General features: G+C 50.4%; 15 protein-coding genes. 11 read left to right on the forward strand and 4 right to left on the reverse strand.

What is annotated here, in order from left to right:
- Positions 1-19 precede the first annotated feature (19 nt).
- The gene (locus AC3CB2_RS11230; protein WP_352932183.1) at positions 20-1,018 is read right to left on the reverse strand and encodes an alpha/beta hydrolase; all 999 of its coding nucleotides are present in this window, start codon (positions 1,016-1,018) and stop codon (positions 20-22) included.
- 387 nt (positions 1,019-1,405) lie between these two features.
- Between AC3CB2_RS11230 and ffh the strand changes: the two genes are divergently transcribed.
- From ffh to AC3CB2_RS11280, 10 genes are all read left to right on the forward strand, one after another.
- A complete protein-coding gene (gene ffh / locus AC3CB2_RS11235) occupies positions 1,406-2,962 on the forward strand; it encodes a signal recognition particle protein (RefSeq protein ID WP_352932181.1) in 1,557 nt (518 codons plus the stop codon).
- Positions 2,963-3,280 carry a chorismate mutase gene (locus AC3CB2_RS11240; protein ID WP_014283236.1) on the forward strand — a complete coding sequence of 106 codons (318 nt, stop codon included), beginning with the start codon at positions 2,963-2,965 and terminating at the stop codon, positions 3,278-3,280.
- Between the two features lie 21 nt (positions 3,281-3,301).
- Entirely contained in the window at positions 3,302-3,694 is a 393-nt protein-coding gene (gene rpsP / locus AC3CB2_RS11245) for a 30S ribosomal protein S16 (RefSeq protein ID WP_008550428.1), read from the forward strand.
- A 36-nt stretch (positions 3,695-3,730) separates the two neighbouring features.
- Entirely contained in the window at positions 3,731-4,303 is a 573-nt protein-coding gene (gene rimM / locus AC3CB2_RS11250) for a ribosome maturation factor RimM (protein WP_352932179.1), read from the forward strand.
- Between the two features lie 576 nt (positions 4,304-4,879).
- Positions 4,880-5,584 carry a tRNA (guanosine(37)-N1)-methyltransferase TrmD gene (trmD, locus tag AC3CB2_RS11255; protein ID WP_054785123.1) on the forward strand — a complete coding sequence of 235 codons (705 nt, stop codon included), beginning with the start codon at positions 4,880-4,882 and terminating at the stop codon, positions 5,582-5,584.
- 201 nt (positions 5,585-5,785) lie between these two features.
- Entirely contained in the window at positions 5,786-6,247 is a 462-nt protein-coding gene (gene rplS / locus AC3CB2_RS11260) for a 50S ribosomal protein L19 (protein WP_041767793.1), read from the forward strand.
- A gap of 856 nt (positions 6,248-7,103) precedes the next feature.
- The gene (locus AC3CB2_RS11265) at positions 7,104-7,964 is read left to right on the forward strand and encodes a metallophosphoesterase (protein ID WP_352932177.1); all 861 of its coding nucleotides are present in this window, start codon (positions 7,104-7,106) and stop codon (positions 7,962-7,964) included.
- Positions 7,965-8,268: 304 nt separating this feature from the next.
- Positions 8,269-9,675, forward strand: a complete 1,407-nt coding sequence (gene leuC / locus AC3CB2_RS11270; protein WP_054785125.1) for a 3-isopropylmalate dehydratase large subunit — start codon at positions 8,269-8,271, stop codon at positions 9,673-9,675.
- A gap of 223 nt (positions 9,676-9,898) precedes the next feature.
- Positions 9,899-10,504 (forward strand): HNH endonuclease, encoded by a 606-nt coding sequence (locus AC3CB2_RS11275; RefSeq protein WP_352932175.1) that lies wholly within the window; start codon positions 9,899-9,901, stop codon positions 10,502-10,504.
- A gap of 126 nt (positions 10,505-10,630) precedes the next feature.
- Complete coding sequence (locus AC3CB2_RS11280; RefSeq protein ID WP_352932173.1) at positions 10,631-12,055, forward strand: TadE/TadG family type IV pilus assembly protein; 1,425 nt, start codon at positions 10,631-10,633, stop codon at positions 12,053-12,055.
- An 81-nt stretch (positions 12,056-12,136) separates the two neighbouring features.
- Here AC3CB2_RS11280 and acs read toward each other — a convergent pair whose 3' ends face one another.
- From acs to AC3CB2_RS11295, 3 genes are all read right to left on the reverse strand, one after another.
- Positions 12,137-14,086: an acetate--CoA ligase gene (gene acs, locus AC3CB2_RS11285; RefSeq protein ID WP_352932171.1), complete on the reverse strand. Its 1,950-nt coding sequence runs from the start codon at positions 14,084-14,086 to the stop codon at positions 12,137-12,139.
- A 176-nt stretch (positions 14,087-14,262) separates the two neighbouring features.
- Positions 14,263-14,661 (reverse strand): DUF1761 domain-containing protein, encoded by a 399-nt coding sequence (locus tag AC3CB2_RS11290; RefSeq protein WP_083416806.1) that lies wholly within the window; start codon positions 14,659-14,661, stop codon positions 14,263-14,265.
- 160 nt (positions 14,662-14,821) lie between these two features.
- Positions 14,822-15,424 (reverse strand): glutathione S-transferase family protein, encoded by a 603-nt coding sequence (locus AC3CB2_RS11295; RefSeq protein WP_352932169.1) that lies wholly within the window; start codon positions 15,422-15,424, stop codon positions 14,822-14,824.
- Between the two features lie 486 nt (positions 15,425-15,910).
- Between AC3CB2_RS11295 and AC3CB2_RS11300 the strand changes: the two genes are divergently transcribed.
- Positions 15,911-17,254, forward strand: coding sequence for a D-alanyl-D-alanine carboxypeptidase family protein (locus AC3CB2_RS11300; RefSeq protein ID WP_352932167.1), 1,344 nt, complete (start codon positions 15,911-15,913; stop codon positions 17,252-17,254).
- Positions 17,255-17,258: the final 4 nt, after the last annotated feature.

Raw genomic sequence — 17,258 nt, forward strand, 5'->3', positions numbered from 1 at the left:
TCAGAGCACTTTGAAGGTGTTACTGCGAGTAGATGGTTGGCACGCCCAGAGAGCCCAGCCATTCGATGATACCGTTGGAAACCAGCAGGTTGTTTTCGGGATTGGTGATGTCACCTGCGATGACATGATGGTTGCCCGAAGATTCTGTGATGAGAAGGCGATGCTTTGGGGCGCCCCAGTTATCAAAGAATCTGGCTGTGGCTTTCTCATATGAGGTTTCATCGCGAATATCGTAGATGAACATAGTGGGAATGGTTGCGTTTGCAGCATCCAGGCTGCCAACCAGTTTGACTGTTTCAGCCAGCGGAAGCAGGGCGGTTGATGGGTAGGCGTTGGTCCATGCGTAGATTTCTTCAAAGTTGGCATTGGGATCAGCAACTCGGTACTTGCCCACAATGATGGGCGTATAGAACTCTGCGAGTGGATATGTGAGCAGGGAGGTTCCAGCCGCTGCCAGCTCAAAGACCGGAGAGACCAGCACGATGGCTTCAATGTCTTCCTTAAGAGCGTGGTCTGTCAGATCTGTCCAGGCGGATAATGTGCCGCCAAAGGAGGTGCTGATGATGATGACTTTGTTGCCAATGGCCTTTGCGATTGCCAGAGCTTCTGCCAGCGCATTGAAGTAGTCATCAACTCCGGGCTCTCCCATTGCTGCCGGGGTGCGAGCGTGGCCGGGCAGGCGTGTGTAGTAAAGGTTGGCCTGAATGGAGCTGGCGACCAGATCCGGGACAGGTCTGATTTCGTCTTTGCTGGCTGAGAAGCCGTGAATGTAGACGACGGCATAGTCCGTTTTTGCTTTGGTATCCGGGTTCTGCCAGATGATTTGCTTCTCCAGACCCGGCTTAATATCTTTAAACCGGCTTTCCACCCGCGCGATGTAGGCTTCCGGGTCTTCACCAATGTCGCTTGGATTGAAGGTTATGGAGGGAGAAATGTAGGTGTTGGCCCAGTAGACCAGAAACCCGGCGATCAGGATGATAAGAGACAACAAAAACAGATACTTATTTCGGAACAGCATCGTTACATCGCCTCTTTTTTCGCTGATTGAGTGCCAGCCTGACCGGAAACGGAGTGTGTCTGTCAGTTTTCCTTTTTATCCAAGCTTATACAATCTCTAGGAAATGGCAGTTTTGCTTGACTCGGCACCTGCTTTCTCGTAGATACCCGAGTTAACTCCTTCGATTTGAATTCTGGAGCCACTGACTGGGACCCGAAAAGGTATAAAGAGATCCCAGAGGTCAACACCCGACAGCGCGATGCGCCCTCGGGTGATTTTTTGCTATGTGCACTTGGTTTGGCATGGCAAATTGACTGCGGTGACACCAAATTCATTGAGGAACGAGTGTACAGCACCGAGGAGTTTTCTTTAGGTGCTTGTGCCGAAACGAGATTTTAAAGGAACGACATGTTCGATAATCTGTCAGATCGCCTAGGCGGTATTCTAGATAAGCTCACAAAACGTGGTGCGCTTTCTGAATCCGATGTTAGTGAAGCGCTGCGCGAAGTCCGCCGCGCGCTCATCGAGGCTGATGTGGCGTTGCCGATCGTGCGTTCTTTCACCGATAAGGTGAAGCATCGCGCTGTTGGTGCAGAGGTTGTTAAGTCCATTAAGCCGGGTCAGATGGTCGTCAAGATCGTTCATGACCAGCTGGTGGAGATGCTGGGTGAGGAATCTCATCCAATTGACCTGAATGCCCCGGCTCCGGTCTGTATCATGATGGTTGGTCTGCAGGGTGCAGGTAAAACCACTGCAACCGGCAAGATTGCACGTCGTCTGACACAGCGTGACAAACGCAAAGTTTTGATGGCTTCTCTTGATACGCGCCGTCCGGCAGCGCAGGAGCAGCTGAAAGTTCTGGGTGAACAGAACGAAATCGACACACTTCCTATCATTGAAGGGCAGCAGCCAGTTGATATCGCCAAGCGCGCGCTGAACGCAGCGAAGCTGGGCGGCTATGACGTTGTCATGCTCGATACCGCAGGTCGCGGCCACATTGATGAGCCTCTCATGGTGGAGATGGAGCAGATTAAAGCTGTTTCCAACCCGCATGAAGTTCTGCTTGTTGCCGATGCTCTGACTGGTCAGGACGCTGTTAATCTGGCGAAGAGCTTTGATGAACGTTGCTCCATCACAGGTATCATGCTGACCCGTATGGATGGTGATGGTCGCGGTGGTGCGGCTCTTTCCATGCGTGCTGTGACCGGCAAGCCGATCAAGCTGATTGGTACCGGTGAAAAATCTGACGCGCTTGAAGACTTCCATCCAAAGCGTATTGCTGATCGCATCCTCGGCATGGGTGACATTGTCTCCCTCGTTGAAAAGGCTGCTGAAGCGATTGATGCGGAAAAAGCCGCAGAGATGGCTCGGAAGATGCAGAAGGGTCACTTTGACCTGAACGATCTTTCTGAACAGCTGAAGCAGATGGAAAAGATGGGCGGAATGTCCGGCATGATGGGCATGCTTCCCGGTGTTGGCAAAATGAAGAAGCAGCTTGCTGCGGCCAACCTTGATGAGAACATGTTCAAGCGCCAGATGGCGATCATCTCTTCCATGACTGCGCAGGAACGCGCGAAGCCGGATCTGCTGAAAGCAAGCCGCAAGAAGCGTATTGCTGCAGGTTCTGGTGTACAGGTTGCTGAAGTTAATAAGCTTTTGAAAATGCACCGCCAGATGGCCGACATGATGAAGGCCATGGGTAAGGGCAAAGGCAAGGGTATGCTTGGCAAGATGATGGGCGCCATGGGTGGCGGCATGCCAGGCATGGGCGGCGGAATGCCGAACATTGACCCTAAAGCGCTGGAGCAGATGGCTAAGTCTGGTCAGCTGCCAGGTGGCATGGAATTGCCTAAAGGATTACCGGGTGGTGGGCTTCCCGGGGGATTGCCAGGTACTGGCGGCCCTAAATTGCCCGGTCTTGGTGGAGCGCCTGGTTTGCCAGGGCTTGGCAAGGGGAAAAAGTAATTGAGTGAGATCGATAAGACAGAAGAAGCCAAGGTGATCCTTGGTGGACTTCGTTCCAGCATCGACAACATTGACGCTGCTCTGGTGCACATGTTGGCTGAACGGTTTCGCTGCACACAGGCTGTTGGGGAGCTGAAAGCGACCCATGGTCTTCCACCGGCTGACCCGGCCCGTGAAAAACTTCAGATTGAGCGTCTGCGTCGCTTAGCGGCAGAAGCCAATCTTGATCCTGACTTTGCTGAAAAGTTCCTGAACTTCATCGTGAAGGAAGTCATTCGGCATCATGAAGCTATTGCTGCTGAACACAGCACAGACTGAATACCTAGGAGTAACTAAACAATGGCTACAAAAATTCGCCTGGCACGCGGTGGTGCTAAAAAGCGTCCTTTCTACCGCATCGTTATCGCAGACGTTCGTTCCCCACGTGACGGCCGTTTCATTGAAGTTGTAGGTCGCTACAACCCAATGCTGCCAAAAGACGCTGAAAACCGCGTTGAGCTGAACGAAGAGCGCATCAAGCACTGGCTCGGTCACGGCGCGAAGCCAACCGACCGCGTACACCGCTTCCTGGACGCTGCTGGCCTGCTGAAGCGTGAGCCACGCAACAACCCTAACAAAGCAAAACTCGGCAAGAAAGCTCAGGAGCGTCTTGACGAGAAACTTGCTGCAGAAGCTGAAGCAAAAGCAGCAGCTGAAGAAGCAGCGGCAGAAGCAGCAGAAGCTTCCGAATAAGATAAGCATACCCGATCTGATAAGGAGACGCCGGCTATGGCAAACAAGCCTGAAGACCGCATTCTAATGGCTCAGATCGGGGCTGCTCACGGCATACGTGGAGAAGTGCGGGTCAAACCATTTGGTGATGACCCGCTTTCTTTTGGCGATTACGGCAAGCTGGAAAGCGAAGACGGCAGTCGCAAATTTAAAGTGAAGCGGGCACGCGTGCAGAAAAACGTGGTGGTGACCAAGTTTGAAGGCGTGAATGACCGCAACGAAGCTGAAGCTCTGAATGGGTTGAAGCTTTACATTCCTCGCGAGCGTCTTCCTGAAACGGAAGATGAGGATGAATTCTACCACTCTGACCTTATCGGCCTGAAGGCACTTGATGAGAACAAAGAGCAGATTGGTACAGTTCTGGCTCTTCTGGACTTTGGTGCTGGCGATCTCATCGAAATCGCACCTAAGAGTGGCAAATCTCTTCTGTTCCCGTTCACCAAAGCAGTTGTTCCTGTCATCAACCTTGAAGAAGGCTTCGTGGAAGTTCATGCTCCAGAAGGCTTTTACGAGGAAGGTGAGAAAGAGCCGGAAGACGGTTCAGAACAAGATCTGCAAGCAAAGAGCTAAGTCTCTTTTTTACCCAGTTGACCTAATGCCTGCGCCTTAGCATCATTGACCGTATACTCATGTAGTTTAGGTCAGGTAATGCTTAATCTATTGATCACGCTTGGGTTCTTCGTCGCGGCCTTTTTCTTACTTATGAGTGGCGTGTTTTTTATTCGCCTTTTTGCAGCTAAGAGCAGGGAAGAGTTGATGTTTTCTCTCCGCTCGGCCTTTCGTTTTTGGGTCTATGCATTAGCGATTATTGCAGCTGGGGTAGGTGTAGTATTTCTGATTGGGGAGTACGCAGCTTAGGTTGTGAGTGCTGAGGTGGGTATTGATTGCTATCTTTGAGTTTCTCAAATCCGTTGCAATTTGGGCGGCGTTTATACTATTTGGGTTTGCAATCTATCGCCTCATCAAAGCACCATCTGATGATATATTTCGATTACGTCTTAAGTGGTTACGTAAATTGACCGTTATTTCATTTGTGGTCGGAGTTGGATTGGTTGTTTTTGAAGTCATTTTTATTGACGAGCTTTTTTTCAGAGCAGACTTGCGTTAATGCAAACGTGTCGAGACAACCAATAAAACAGGACCACCATGAGCTTTCGTGCATCCATTTTGACGTTGTACCCTGAGATGTTTCCGGGAAATCTGGGTATGAGCATGTCCGGGCGTGCGATGGAGCGTGGGGATTGGTCTCTGGATGCGAAGAACATTCGTGACTATGCCACCGATAAACATCGCTCCGTTGATGATACACCGGCAGGCGGCGGAGCCGGCATGGTTCTGCGTCCAGATATTCTTGGCAAAGCGATAGATGATGTGACGGAAGAGGGTGATACCCGTCCACGTCTGCTCATGAGCCCACGTGGCAAGCCGTTTACTCAGGCAAAAGCGCGAGAGTTGGCTGATGGACCGGGTGTCATTATCGTCTGCGGTCGCTTTGAGGGTGTGGACGAGCGTGTGATTGAAGGCCGTCAGCTCGAAGAAGTTTCCATTGGCGACTACATCCTTTCTGGCGGTGAAGTTGCTGCACATGTGGTTCTGGACAGTATTGTGCGCCTGATCCCAGGTGTGATGGGCAATAAAGAGAGCGGTGAAACCGAAAGCTTTGAGAATGGCTTATTGGAACATCCGCATTACACGCGCCCGGTAGATTTTGAGGGCCGAGAGATTCCTGCTGTTCTTAAAAGCGGCAATCATAAACTGATTGATCAGTGGCGTTTGGAGATCTCTGAAAAGATTACTGAAGAACGTCGCCCAGACCTCTGGCAGGAATACTTAAAAAATAGCCGTGGATAGGCTGTTTTCTACACTTTTTTCATGACAAACATAGAAAAATCGGCTAAACCCGCGCCGACTGGAGTGGATTCTGTCTGACGTTTACCGTTAGGGTCTTAGTTCCACTTCACTTCCCGGCATAATGCCAAGGTTTGGTGAATACGTACCGGTGGCTGGACCATTAGGGACGCTCTGACCAATTGTATAATGGAAGAAACTGCCATGAATATCATTGAGCAGCTCAACGCCGAAGAAATGGCGCGCATCGAAGAGAAGCGTACGCTTCCTGAGTTCTCTCCAGGTGACACCGTACGTGTTCTCGTACGCGTTACTGAAGGTACTCGTACTCGTGTGCAGGCTTATGAAGGCGTTTGCATCGCACGCTCCGGCGGCGGCATCAACGAAAGCTTCACCGTTCGTAAGATCTCTTACGGCGAAGGTGTAGAGCGTGTATTCCCAATCTACAGCCCAATGGTTGAAGGTGTGGAAGTTGTACGTCGCGGTAAAGTCCGTCGTGCGAAGCTTTACTATCTGCGTGAGCGTCGCGGTAAATCCGCACGTATCGTTGAAGCAACCAACGTACGCGCAAAGCGCCTTAACGAAGAAGCTCGTGCTGCTGCTGCTGAAGCAAAAGCTGCAAAAGCTGCTGAAAAGGCTGCTGAAGCTAAAGGTGCTGAAGAGTAAGATTTACTCTCGGACCTTACTGGTTTCAAAAACCCCGCTGAGAAATCGGCGGGGTTTTTTGCGTTTTGGGCTGGATCTTTTTGCTCTGTTGCTCTTGGGTTTTGTTGTTTGATTGGTCTTGGGTTCAGTCGCTTGCGGTGTCATCCCGGGCGAAGCGCTGCGTAGACCCGGGATCCATAACCCCAATACCAGTGATTGGCTGAGGCCTCAGTTAATTAGCAAGGCTAGGGGGTATGGATCCCGGCTCGATGGCCGGGATGACACAGAGGGCAATGGTGGCGGGTCGCAAAAAACTTATCCCCGTCGCTCGAAACCATGCCCATACTTAAGCCATGCCTGCACATTCGGGCAGCTGCCGGAGCGTCCGTTGGTACGGTGTGGGCAGGGCGGGGCTATCTGAAGACTTAACGCATCTTCAGGCGGGTCCGTGGAGGTTCCCCTTTCGCCAACAGTGTTGAGGGATAGCGGATGTCCGGCCAAACCAACGGGCGCCAACACTGAGCGTTGAGGCTTTCCAACAGCTGCAACGCTTCCAAGTGTCTTTTGGAGCTTGGCTTTAGCCTCCTGCAAAAACGTCCGGGCAAGGCGAGTAGCTAATGCCGAAGAATTAGTTTCAATAAGTAGCGCAGGTATTGCCTGCCGCCTTGCTCATCCCGATTAACTCGGGAACTCCAGCTCCACCACTGCATGGGATGCCATGTGGTGCTATTGGTGTTTCTAATAGTCTTCCACCAACTGCCTGCAGAGAACTTCACGTAGTTTTTGGGGAGGCAGGCGAGGTGCCTGTCAGAATACAATTAATCTACATGAGTTAAGCTGGTTTTGGTTGATGGCTGAGCAGGGGATTTGAAACAGAATGGTGATTGCACTCATCATCCTTTTCGTCGTGTTACTCGGTATCTATGCCGTTTTCGTTGAACCTTGGCTCCCTCCCAAAATCTCGCGGCATAAAGTTGTTGTCTCTCCTGATGCTCTTGGCCAGAAACCTCTGCGGGTTGTTGTGCTGACTGACCTACATGCCTGCTGGCCATGGATGCGGCCAGAGCGAATTAAGCGCATCGTTGAGCGTGCGAACAGTCTGGAGCCTGATCTCATTACGCTTTTGGGTGATTTTCACACCGCTATGCACCCTCCTTTTGCAAAACCGTTGGCTGCAGCTACTGACTGGGCACAGCCTATGGAGCATTTAAAGGCCCCTCTGGGCGTGTTTGGTGTGCTGGGCAATCATGATTGGCTGGAAGGTGGTGAAGAAGCCAGAGAGGCGCTGGAAGCCTCCGGTGTGACTGTTCTTGAGAATAAGGCACAGCGCGTGTCGACACGTGGGAACTCCCATGTCTGGATTATCGGACTGGATGATCAGTATGGAGAAGCCTGCCAGCTGCATGGCAAAGGCCGACGTGATGATCTTGAGGTGGCCTTAAGTCAGGTTGAAGATGACATGGCCCCGAGGTTTTTGCTGGCTCATGAGCCGGATATCTTCCTTGAAGCTAAGAAATCCGTAGATTTGACATTGAGCGGCCATACGCATGGGGGGCAGGTTCGCTTGCCGTTTATTGGTGCTTTGACAATACCATCGCGTCTGGACCGGAAGTACGCGAAGGGCGCTTTTGAGGAAAATGGAAGCACTCTCATTGTGAGTAGCGGTTTGGGATGTTCCGGACTTCCCATTCGATTTATGTGCCCACCTGAACTTTTGCTCATAGAAATATATGCTTAAATCGCAATGTATTGCGGCGATGTAGCGGACCCTTTGAAGGCCTTCAATTTGCTATGATTACCTCCTGGTCTTGAGAGAATCTCAAGGCAAAGAAGCTTGATATTTTGGCGATCTGAGAGGATTAATAGAGCCAGTATAGCGGGGGCTTCTGTTGTGACGCCTTTGCATTTTCAAGATTTATGCGGCCGCAGAGAGCTGCAGGTAAAAAGTGAATGATCCTGTTTTCTCGGATCTTGAGCGCTTGGTAGGTGCGATCAGAACTGCGAGAAAAACAAGGATTAGTCGTTTCCAGGAGACAAGCGCAATGTCGCAGGCCAAAACTCTTTATGATAAGATCTGGGACCACCACGTGGTCAGCACGCAAGAAGACGGAACTTGCCTGCTTTACATTGACCGCCACCTGGTACACGAAGTTACAAGCCCGCAGGCGTTTGAAGGCTTGCGCATGGCTGGCCGTCAGGTTCGTCACCCTAAGCGTACGCTGGCTGTTGTTGACCACAATGTTCCAACCACTGACCGTTCCAAGGGCATTGATGATCCTGAGAGCGCGCTGCAGGTTCAGACGCTGGCAGACAATGCTGCTGAGTTTGGCGTTGAGTACTACTCCGAGCTCGACCAACGTCAGGGCGTTGTGCACATCGTTGGCCCGGAGCAGGGCTTTACACTGCCAGGCATGACCATCGTTTGTGGTGACAGTCATACGTCTACACACGGTGCATTCGGTTCTCTGGCACACGGTATCGGTACTTCTGAGGTGGAGCACGTTCTGGCAACTCAGACGCTGATCCAGAAGAAGGCGAAAAACCTGCGTGTGACCGTAAATGGTCAGCTGCCTGAAGGTGTTACCGCGAAGGATATCGTTCTGGCGATCATCGGTGAACTGGGCACAGCTGGTGGTACTGGCTACGTCATCGAATATGCTGGTGAAGCAATCCGTGGCCTTTCCATGGAAGGTCGTATGACCGTTTGTAACATGTCTATCGAAGCTGGCGCACGCGCTGGTCTGATTGCTCCGGACGAGAAGACCTACGAGTACCTGAAGGGGCGTCCGAAGTCTCCAAAAGGCGCTGCATGGGAGCAGGCTGTTTCTTACTGGGAAACTCTGTTCACTGATGAGAATGCTGAGTTCGATAAGGAAATCGTTCTGGATGCAGCGAACCTGCCTCCAATCGTGACTTGGGGTTCTTCTCCTGAAGACGTTGCTTCAGTGACTGGTGTTGTTCCTAACCCAGCTGACATTGAAGACGAAACCCGTCGTGCTTCCAAAGAGCGTGCTCTTGAGTACATGGGCGTTGAAGCGGGTCAGAAGATCACCGATATCAAGATTGATCGTGTGTTTGTTGGCTCCTGTACCAATGGCCGCATCGAAGACCTGCGCGAAGCAGCAGCGGTTGTTAAGGGCAAGAAGGTTGCTGACACCGTGAGCGCAATGATTGTTCCGGGTTCCGGTCTGGTGAAAGCGCAGGCGGAAGCGGAAGGTCTGGATGAGATCTTCAAGGACGCAGGCTTTGAATGGCGTGAGCCGGGCTGCTCCATGTGTCTGGCGATGAATGCTGACAAGCTGAAGCCGGGTGAGCGTTGTGCTTCTACATCCAACCGTAACTTCGAAGGCCGTCAGGGCTTCAAGGGCCGTACGCACCTCGTTTCTCCAGGCATGGCTGCCGCAGCGGCGATCGCAGGTCACTTTGTTGATGTGCGTGACTGGAAGTAATCACTGCTAAGAATTCAAAGAGAAGCGGGAGTAGGCGACTATTCCCGCTTTTTTTATTTGCAGGATCGGTTGCAGCCTGATGGAGTTTGCCGAGCTAAGACGCTGATTTGGTTATGATCTGTCTGAGCGGCTAGGTGCCGTGTTTTGATTTCCTTAGGGTAAGAGGCAGTGTCAGACTTCACATAGCTGTCATTTGGGGCCTACAATATCACAGCATCTCAAGATGATTTCCGTTTGGTACTCTAAGCCAGACGAAACTCCGGAGAATGTTGTGAACGCAGTCGTTTCAGAAGGCGCTTTCCCGGCGCTTGTATTGAATGCAGATTATCGACCTCTCTCTTACTATCCCCTGTCACTCTGGGGATGGCAGGAGGCGGTGAAGGCTGTGTTTTTGGATCGGGTGAATATCGTTTCAGAGTATGATCAGGTTGTCCGCAGCCCAAGCTTCGAGTTCCAGCTTCCAAGTGTTGTGGCACTCAAGTCATTTGTTGAAACTGAGAGAAACCCGGCCTTTACGCGGTTTAACGTGTTCCTGAGAGATAAGTTTCAGTGCCAGTATTGCGGTTCTGAGAGAGATCTGACGTTTGATCACCTTATTCCGCGTAGTAAAGGGGGGCTGACGACATGGGGTAACGTCATAACAGCTTGTTCGCCCTGTAACTTGCGAAAAGCAAATAAATCCTGGCAGGAAATGAACATGCGTCCCATGCAAATGCCGTTCATCCCACGCGTTCACGACTTGCATAACAACGGTCGCCTCTTCCCGCCAAACTACCTCCACGAAAGCTGGCTGGATTTCCTTTACTGGGACAGCGAACTGGAGCCGTGATTGCGGTTAATGTTTTGTTAGCCATCTGCCTCAAAACTTTCGATAAAGTTGAGTGATTAATACCCGCGATACCTCCCTTAGATTATGCTAGGCATAATTACATGGGCGTCGATGGTGGGCATCACGATGGGTTACTTCAAGCAATTCTCCGATCTATTCAAGAAGTTCAATCGTTCCGAAGATGGAGTGGTTGCAGTGCTTGTAGCATTTCTCATGGTGCTGCTTATCGTTTTTGCTGGAATGGCAATTGACTTTGGTTTGGGGTTCAACACCCGAAGGGCAGTTAACCAGGCTTTGGATGCAGCTGTTCTTGCAGTGGCAAACAAACTTTCAACTACAGAACTGAGTTCGAATACAGTTGATAGTCTGATTGATCAGTACTTTGAAGAGAACCTTAAAAACTCAGTTGGTGGCGATGTAGTACATACCAAGCCGGTTGTTACATATGATCCTAAAGGAGATACAGTAGCTGCAACGGCAACAGCAACAGTGAAAACAAGCTTCTTGCCCGTTCTAAAGCTATTGAACTCTGAATCTGGCGATTTTGGTGAGTTAACAGTCACCAGTAGTTCTACGGCTCGCTTCCCAAAAACAAAGGTTGAAGTAGCTGTCGTTGTTGATGTTACTGGGTCAATGTCAGGTTCTATAGGAAGTCTTAAAACTGCTTCCAAGGATATGCTGAATACGTTATTGCCAGACGACAATACGCGATTACAAAGTCGGGTTCGAATATCGTATGTGCCTTACAATGTGGGCGTAAAGCTTGATAAAACTTTGGCAAGAAAAGCAACGTTCGAAAAAAGTCAGTACGGTTGTGTTCATGCTCGTGTGCGTGATCTAGCTTATAGCGGTGAAAACCACGATTACGAAGACGAAGATGATGATGAGCGTGTCGACTATATTGGGACCAATTATAGCTGGTGCCCTAATGCTCAAATGGTTCCTTTGACAAATGACCGAACGAAAATTGAGAGTTCGATCAATGCGCTTAGAGCGAGTAGTGCAACTGCCGGTCAAATAGGCATTGCGTGGGGATGGTATACTTTATCTCCCGAGTGGAGAGGTTTCTGGCCTACTGAAAGCAAGCCGGACTTTTATGACAATAACGGCGTCAGAAAGTATGCTGTTTTGATGACTGATGGTTCTTTTAATGCATACTATGCTGCTGATTACTCCAAGGCAGATGCAGAACATAAGAAGTTAATCAAAAACAAAAGTGATGTGCAGAACTCGCAAGATCCTATGGATAGCGGCAAGTTAGATGCCGATGATCATAAGAAAATAGCAAGTAAAGTTAAATGGGAGTATGATTACAGCTCAAGTTTGAGTGGTGTACCTTTTAAGACTGCTTCCAACTTATGTAAGAATATGAAAAAAGAAGATATCGTGATTTATACTGTATTCTTTGGGAGCGATTACAAAGGTAAGAAAATCATGGAGGAATGTGCATCTAATTCTGAGACATTTTACCATGCAACCAATCAATCTGCTCTAATTCAGGCGTTTTCCAGTATCGCGAACGATATTAAAAGTATTTATTTGTCTCAGTAAATTTAATGCTCATCAGCAACGAAAAACCCCGCCAAATCGGCGGGGTTTTGTGTCTTCAGTTCATCATTTGACTAATCTAACCTATACCGTTTCAGCCCGGTTTTGGCGGTTGTCGATTAGGTCGCCTACTACGGTTGGATCGGCGAGGGTTGAGGTGTCGCCGAGGTTTTCGAAGCTGTCCTCTGCGATTTTGCGGAGGATGCGGCGCATGATTTTGCCGCTGCGGGTCTTCGGCAGGCCAGGGGCGAACTGAATGAGGTCAGGGGATGCAATTGGTCCGATCTCGGCGCGCACATGCTTCACCAGTTTCTTCTTCAGTTCTTCAGAAGGTTCAAGGCCTTCCATGAGGGTTACATAAGCATAGATGCCCTGACCCTTCACGTCGTGTGGGTAACCCACTACAGCTGCTTCTGAGACGTCTGGGTGGGCGACGAGAGCGCTTTCAACTTCTGCTGTGCCCATGCGGTGGCCGGAAACGTTGATTACGTCATCCACGCGGCCTGTGATCCAGTAATAACCGTCTTCGTCACGGCGGCAGCCATCACCAGTGAAGTACAGGCCTTTATAGGTTGCGAAGTAGGTCTGCACGAAGCGCTCGTGGTCTCCGTAAACCGTGCGCATCTGGCCCGGCCAGCTGTCTGTGATGACGAGGTTGCCCTCAGTGGCGCCTTCCTGGAAGTTGCCTTCTGCATCAACGATTGCAGGCTGGATGCCAAAGAATGGGCGGGTTGCAGAGCCTGGTTTGAGATCTGTTGCGCCCGGCAGTGGCGTGATCAGGATGCCGCCGGTTTCTGTCTGCCACCATGTGTCCACGATTGGGCAGCGCTGTTCGCCAACCACGTTGTGGTACCACATCCATGCTTCCGGATTGATTGGTTCACCGACGGAGCCAAGAATGCGGAGTGATTTGCGGGATGTATTGGTGACGTGCTCATCGCCTGCACCCATCAGTGCGCGAATGGCAGTTGGGGCAGTGTAGAAGATGTTGACGTTATGCTTGTCACAAACTTCCCAGAAGCGTCCTGCGGTTGGGTAGGTTGGCACACCTTCAAACATCAGCGTTGTGGCGCCGTTTGCGAGTGGGCCGTAGAGGATGTAGCTGTGGCCTGTGACCCAGCCGACGTCCGCTGTACACCAGTAGACTTCGCCTGGATGATAGTCGAAGACGTACTGATGTGTCATGGATGCGTAGACAAGGTAACCGCCTGAGGTATGCATGACGCCTTTTGGCTGACCTGTGGAGCCAGAAGTATAGAGGATGAAGAGTGGGTCTTCAGCATTCATTTCTGCTGGTGGGCAGTCTGCGGAGACTTTCTCGATCTCATCGTGGTACCAAAGGTCACGGCCTTCAGTCATGTTGATGTTGCCACCGGTGCGTTTCACGACGAACACTTTGTCGACGTTGCCGCATTTCTCGATCGCGCGGTCGGTGTTTTCTTTAAGCGGCACGGTTCTGCCACCGCGAACGCCTTCATCTGCGGTGATCACGAAGCGAGAGGAACAGTCTTCAATACGGCCTGCGAGGCTGTCTGGTGAGAAGCCGCCAAACACAACGGAATGCACGGCGCCGATACGGGCACAGGCGAGCATTGCGTAGGCTGCTTCAGGGATCATTGGCATGTAGACGGTGACGCGATCACCTTTTTTGACGCCATTGGCCAGCAAGACGTTTGCGAAGCGGTTTACGGCTTCAGAAAGCTGCTTATAGGTGATGGTTTTGCTTTGATCCGGCTCATCACCCTCCCAGATGATTGCAGGCTGATCGCCGCGTTCTGCCAGATGACGGTCAATACAGTTTGCTGCTACGTTCAGCGTGCCGTCTTCAAACCATTTGATGGAAACATTGTGATAGTCGTAGGAGGTGTTTTTGACGGTTTTGTAGGGCTTGATCCAATCAATCCGCTTTCCGTGTTCTCCCCAGAATCCGTCGGGGTCTTCAACGGACTTGTTGTACATCTCCAAGTACTGCTCGTTGTTGAGCAGGGCGTTTTCGGCAATCTCAGCCGGTACTGGATACACATCACCAGTCATGGTCAATCTCCCCATTTCCTCCACGGGTAATCACATACCCAACTCCTGTGGCGTATTATGGGCAGCTGCCGTTGGGGCGTCTAGCGTTTATGCTTCGAACTTTCGTAGGTCCCGTTCTCTCTAGGTTCGTTTGACCTACGAAAATTCAGCAATAGGCGATTGGTCGAAGTGTTGTTTTATCCGGAAATCAGAGCGTAAACAGCGCCTTGAACCATGAGAACGCCAAGCCAATGGCCAGCGTCAATAAAGGTCAGCATCCATGAAGCGCGTTGAAACTTGTGATTGACGATAAGGCCAGTCAGAACAAACCCGCCCCAAATCACGATGGCTGCAGTGATGCCGCTGATGATGGTGACAGATCCTGAATAAACGAGAATTCCGGCCAGTACGAAGGCCATGATCATTTCGCAGAGAAATGTGACGACGTAGGTAGACGGCGACATCTGAACGTCTTCTTCAGAGATGCCGACAGCTTTCATCCATGAGTATGAAAGTACATAGTACCAAATAGAACCGAAAATATATGAGGCGATTCCAGCGGCAAGCACACCCGGTAAGTAAATTCCTTCAATCATATCAATACACCCTGTATAAGATATGGTGTGCACATGATTTAGTATTTCTTATCTGGGAAATGTATTGAAAATATTGGGAGGCATCAAGGGCAGGTGAAATGAATTAGCCTTTGAATGCTTTGGGAGAGGGTGGTGAGCTCCACCCTCTGTTTTACGATCATCAGAGTTGAGCTAGTGCCTTTTCGTTGGCTTTTGCCAGAGCGGGTCGGGCCAAAACTCTTGAAAAATAGTCGCTTACTGCGCCTTCAGGCCACTCGAATTTGGAAACTTTGGCCCAGAATGCGCAATGTCCAATGATGATGTCGGCAATGGTGAAGGTATCTCTCATCGCCCATGTGTTTCCATTCAGGCGTGCTTCCAGGTATTTCATCGACCTTGCCCATTCGAAACGACAGGCTGGTTTGATGTCGGGAACACGCTGATCTTCTGGGTGAATGAATGAGTGTTTTGCAGCCATCCAGAGGATTGAATCCATCTCATCCAGTGCAAAGTTTGTGAAACTGTCTTGCTGAGCGCGTTCCAGAGTTCCAGCTGGGAAGGAGAGGTTTGCATGCTTGTCTGCCAGATATGTGCAAATGGCGGTTGAATCGTAAATGATTTCATCGCCGACGATCAGGGCAGGAATTTTGCCTGAAGGATTTACGGCATAAACATTTTCATGGTGCGGTTTACTTGGAACGACCTCGTAAGGCAGATCCAGCTCCTCCAAGAGCCACAAAACCCGCATGGTTCTTGATTGCGGGTGTCCGATAACTTTGTACATGAAATCCTCCTCATTTCCCTGATCATCGGCGGGCTTTGACGAAAAGGGAAGCCTTGTTGTTTGAGACTTGAGGATAAGAGCGGATGATTTGAACGGAGAAGCAGTTAATCTGGATAGTTGATTGACAGTTAGGCTGAAAGTTATGGCTTTCCTTGCGCTCTGCATAAGTTACCCCTCACAACTGAAGGGGTGATTGCTACAGTGTCTCTTTGATAGCCTGATTTTATAAAATAACCATCAGAAGAAACTCCTCTGAAATGTTTGGAAATGGCGGTCTTTAGCTGATAATGTCACCCCCAATATTTCAGGAGAGACACCTAATTCTATTCCCGGTGTCTGGTGACATAGTTTTTATTGTTTACCGTTACGGTGTTGCCCATCGATAGCTTGGGCTGTTCATGGAATTAAACTGACAACGAAGCTATTGGCGTCAGCGATGCAAAGGGTGCTTGCTGCAGATAATGGTAGGCGTGGAGCGACAATATCGTGAATTTTTCAGTTTATTGGATTGCGCAGAAGGTTCGATTTTTTGCTGTTTTCGCGGTAGCTCTGGGCTCATTGCTCTCAACGGCTCGTGCTGATATCGCTGCCTGGTTGCTGATGGATGCTGATAATGGTCAAGTGCTTGATCATAATGCTGCTTTTGATCGCTGGTATCCTGCTTCTCTCACCAAAATGATGACCGCTTATGTGGCTTTTCAGCATATCTCCCGAGGGGATATGGCGATGAGCGATATGGTGATGGTCTCTCAAAATGCACTCAATCAGCCGCCGAGTAAGATGGGCTTTAAAGTAGGGACTACAATCACGCTTGATAATGCGTTGAAGATGATCCTCGTGAAGTCTGCCAATGATATTGCCGTCGCTGTGGCTGAGCGGGTTGGGGGGACTGAAGAAAACTTCATTACCATGATGAATGCTAATGCGCGCCGTATGGGCATGTCGCACACCAACTTTGTGAATCCGCATGGCTTGCCGGACAATCGTCAGGTTACCACTGCGCGAGATATGGCTATTCTTGCGCGAGAGCTTTGGAACAAGTTTCCGCAGTATCGCTCTTACATGAGCCATCCAGGAATTCGCTTTGGTCGCAGAACGTTTCGGTCTGGGAACAGAGATTTTCTGCTGCGTACAGCTGGCGCGAACGGTATGAAAACCGGCTATATCTGTAACTCCGGCTTCAATGTTGCGACCTCGGCCACGCGGAATGGCAGGACTGTTATTGCGATTGTTTTAGGGGCTGCTTCCAGTCTGGAACGGTCTGCTTTTGCCAAGAAGCTGATTGATGCCGGTTTTAAGAAGACCGTTGGAACGAACATTGGAGTCTTCAGGGGGAGCGGCAAACAGGTCCCGCCTAAAGATAGGTACTGCAAGCGTAACGCCAAACCGACGGCTCAGCAGTTGGTGGATCGATTTGGCAGTAATCGTGGTTCTGCAAGCATGATGGCTTATGCGGACGCTGGCAGCGCGAGTCCGAAAGGAAAATCCATTCGCCTTTCCAAAAAGAAGGTGAACTGGGGTTTGGTTTTTGAAGAGATCTTGGGGCCTCAGCTGAAGTCCTATGAACCGGTGACCGTTCGTGTTGGTAATGAGCATCCTGTTGTTGCGCTTAAGAAAATGGGCAATGCAGTGCCGATGCCGACACCAAAGCCAGGATCAAGGGGGAGTTTGGAGAGACAGCCAATTGGCGGTATTCAACAGCCTGTTCTCAATGTGCCAGTGGGTAAGGGGGCTTCGCTGCAGCCATTAAAGTCCAGCTCTAAACGAGATTTGTTTGGCAGCCCGGGTGGGCTCTATGCTAATACGCCTGTCTTCGGTAAAACGCAGTAACCGT

This window comes from Pseudovibrio sp. SCP20, from assembly GCF_057774105.1.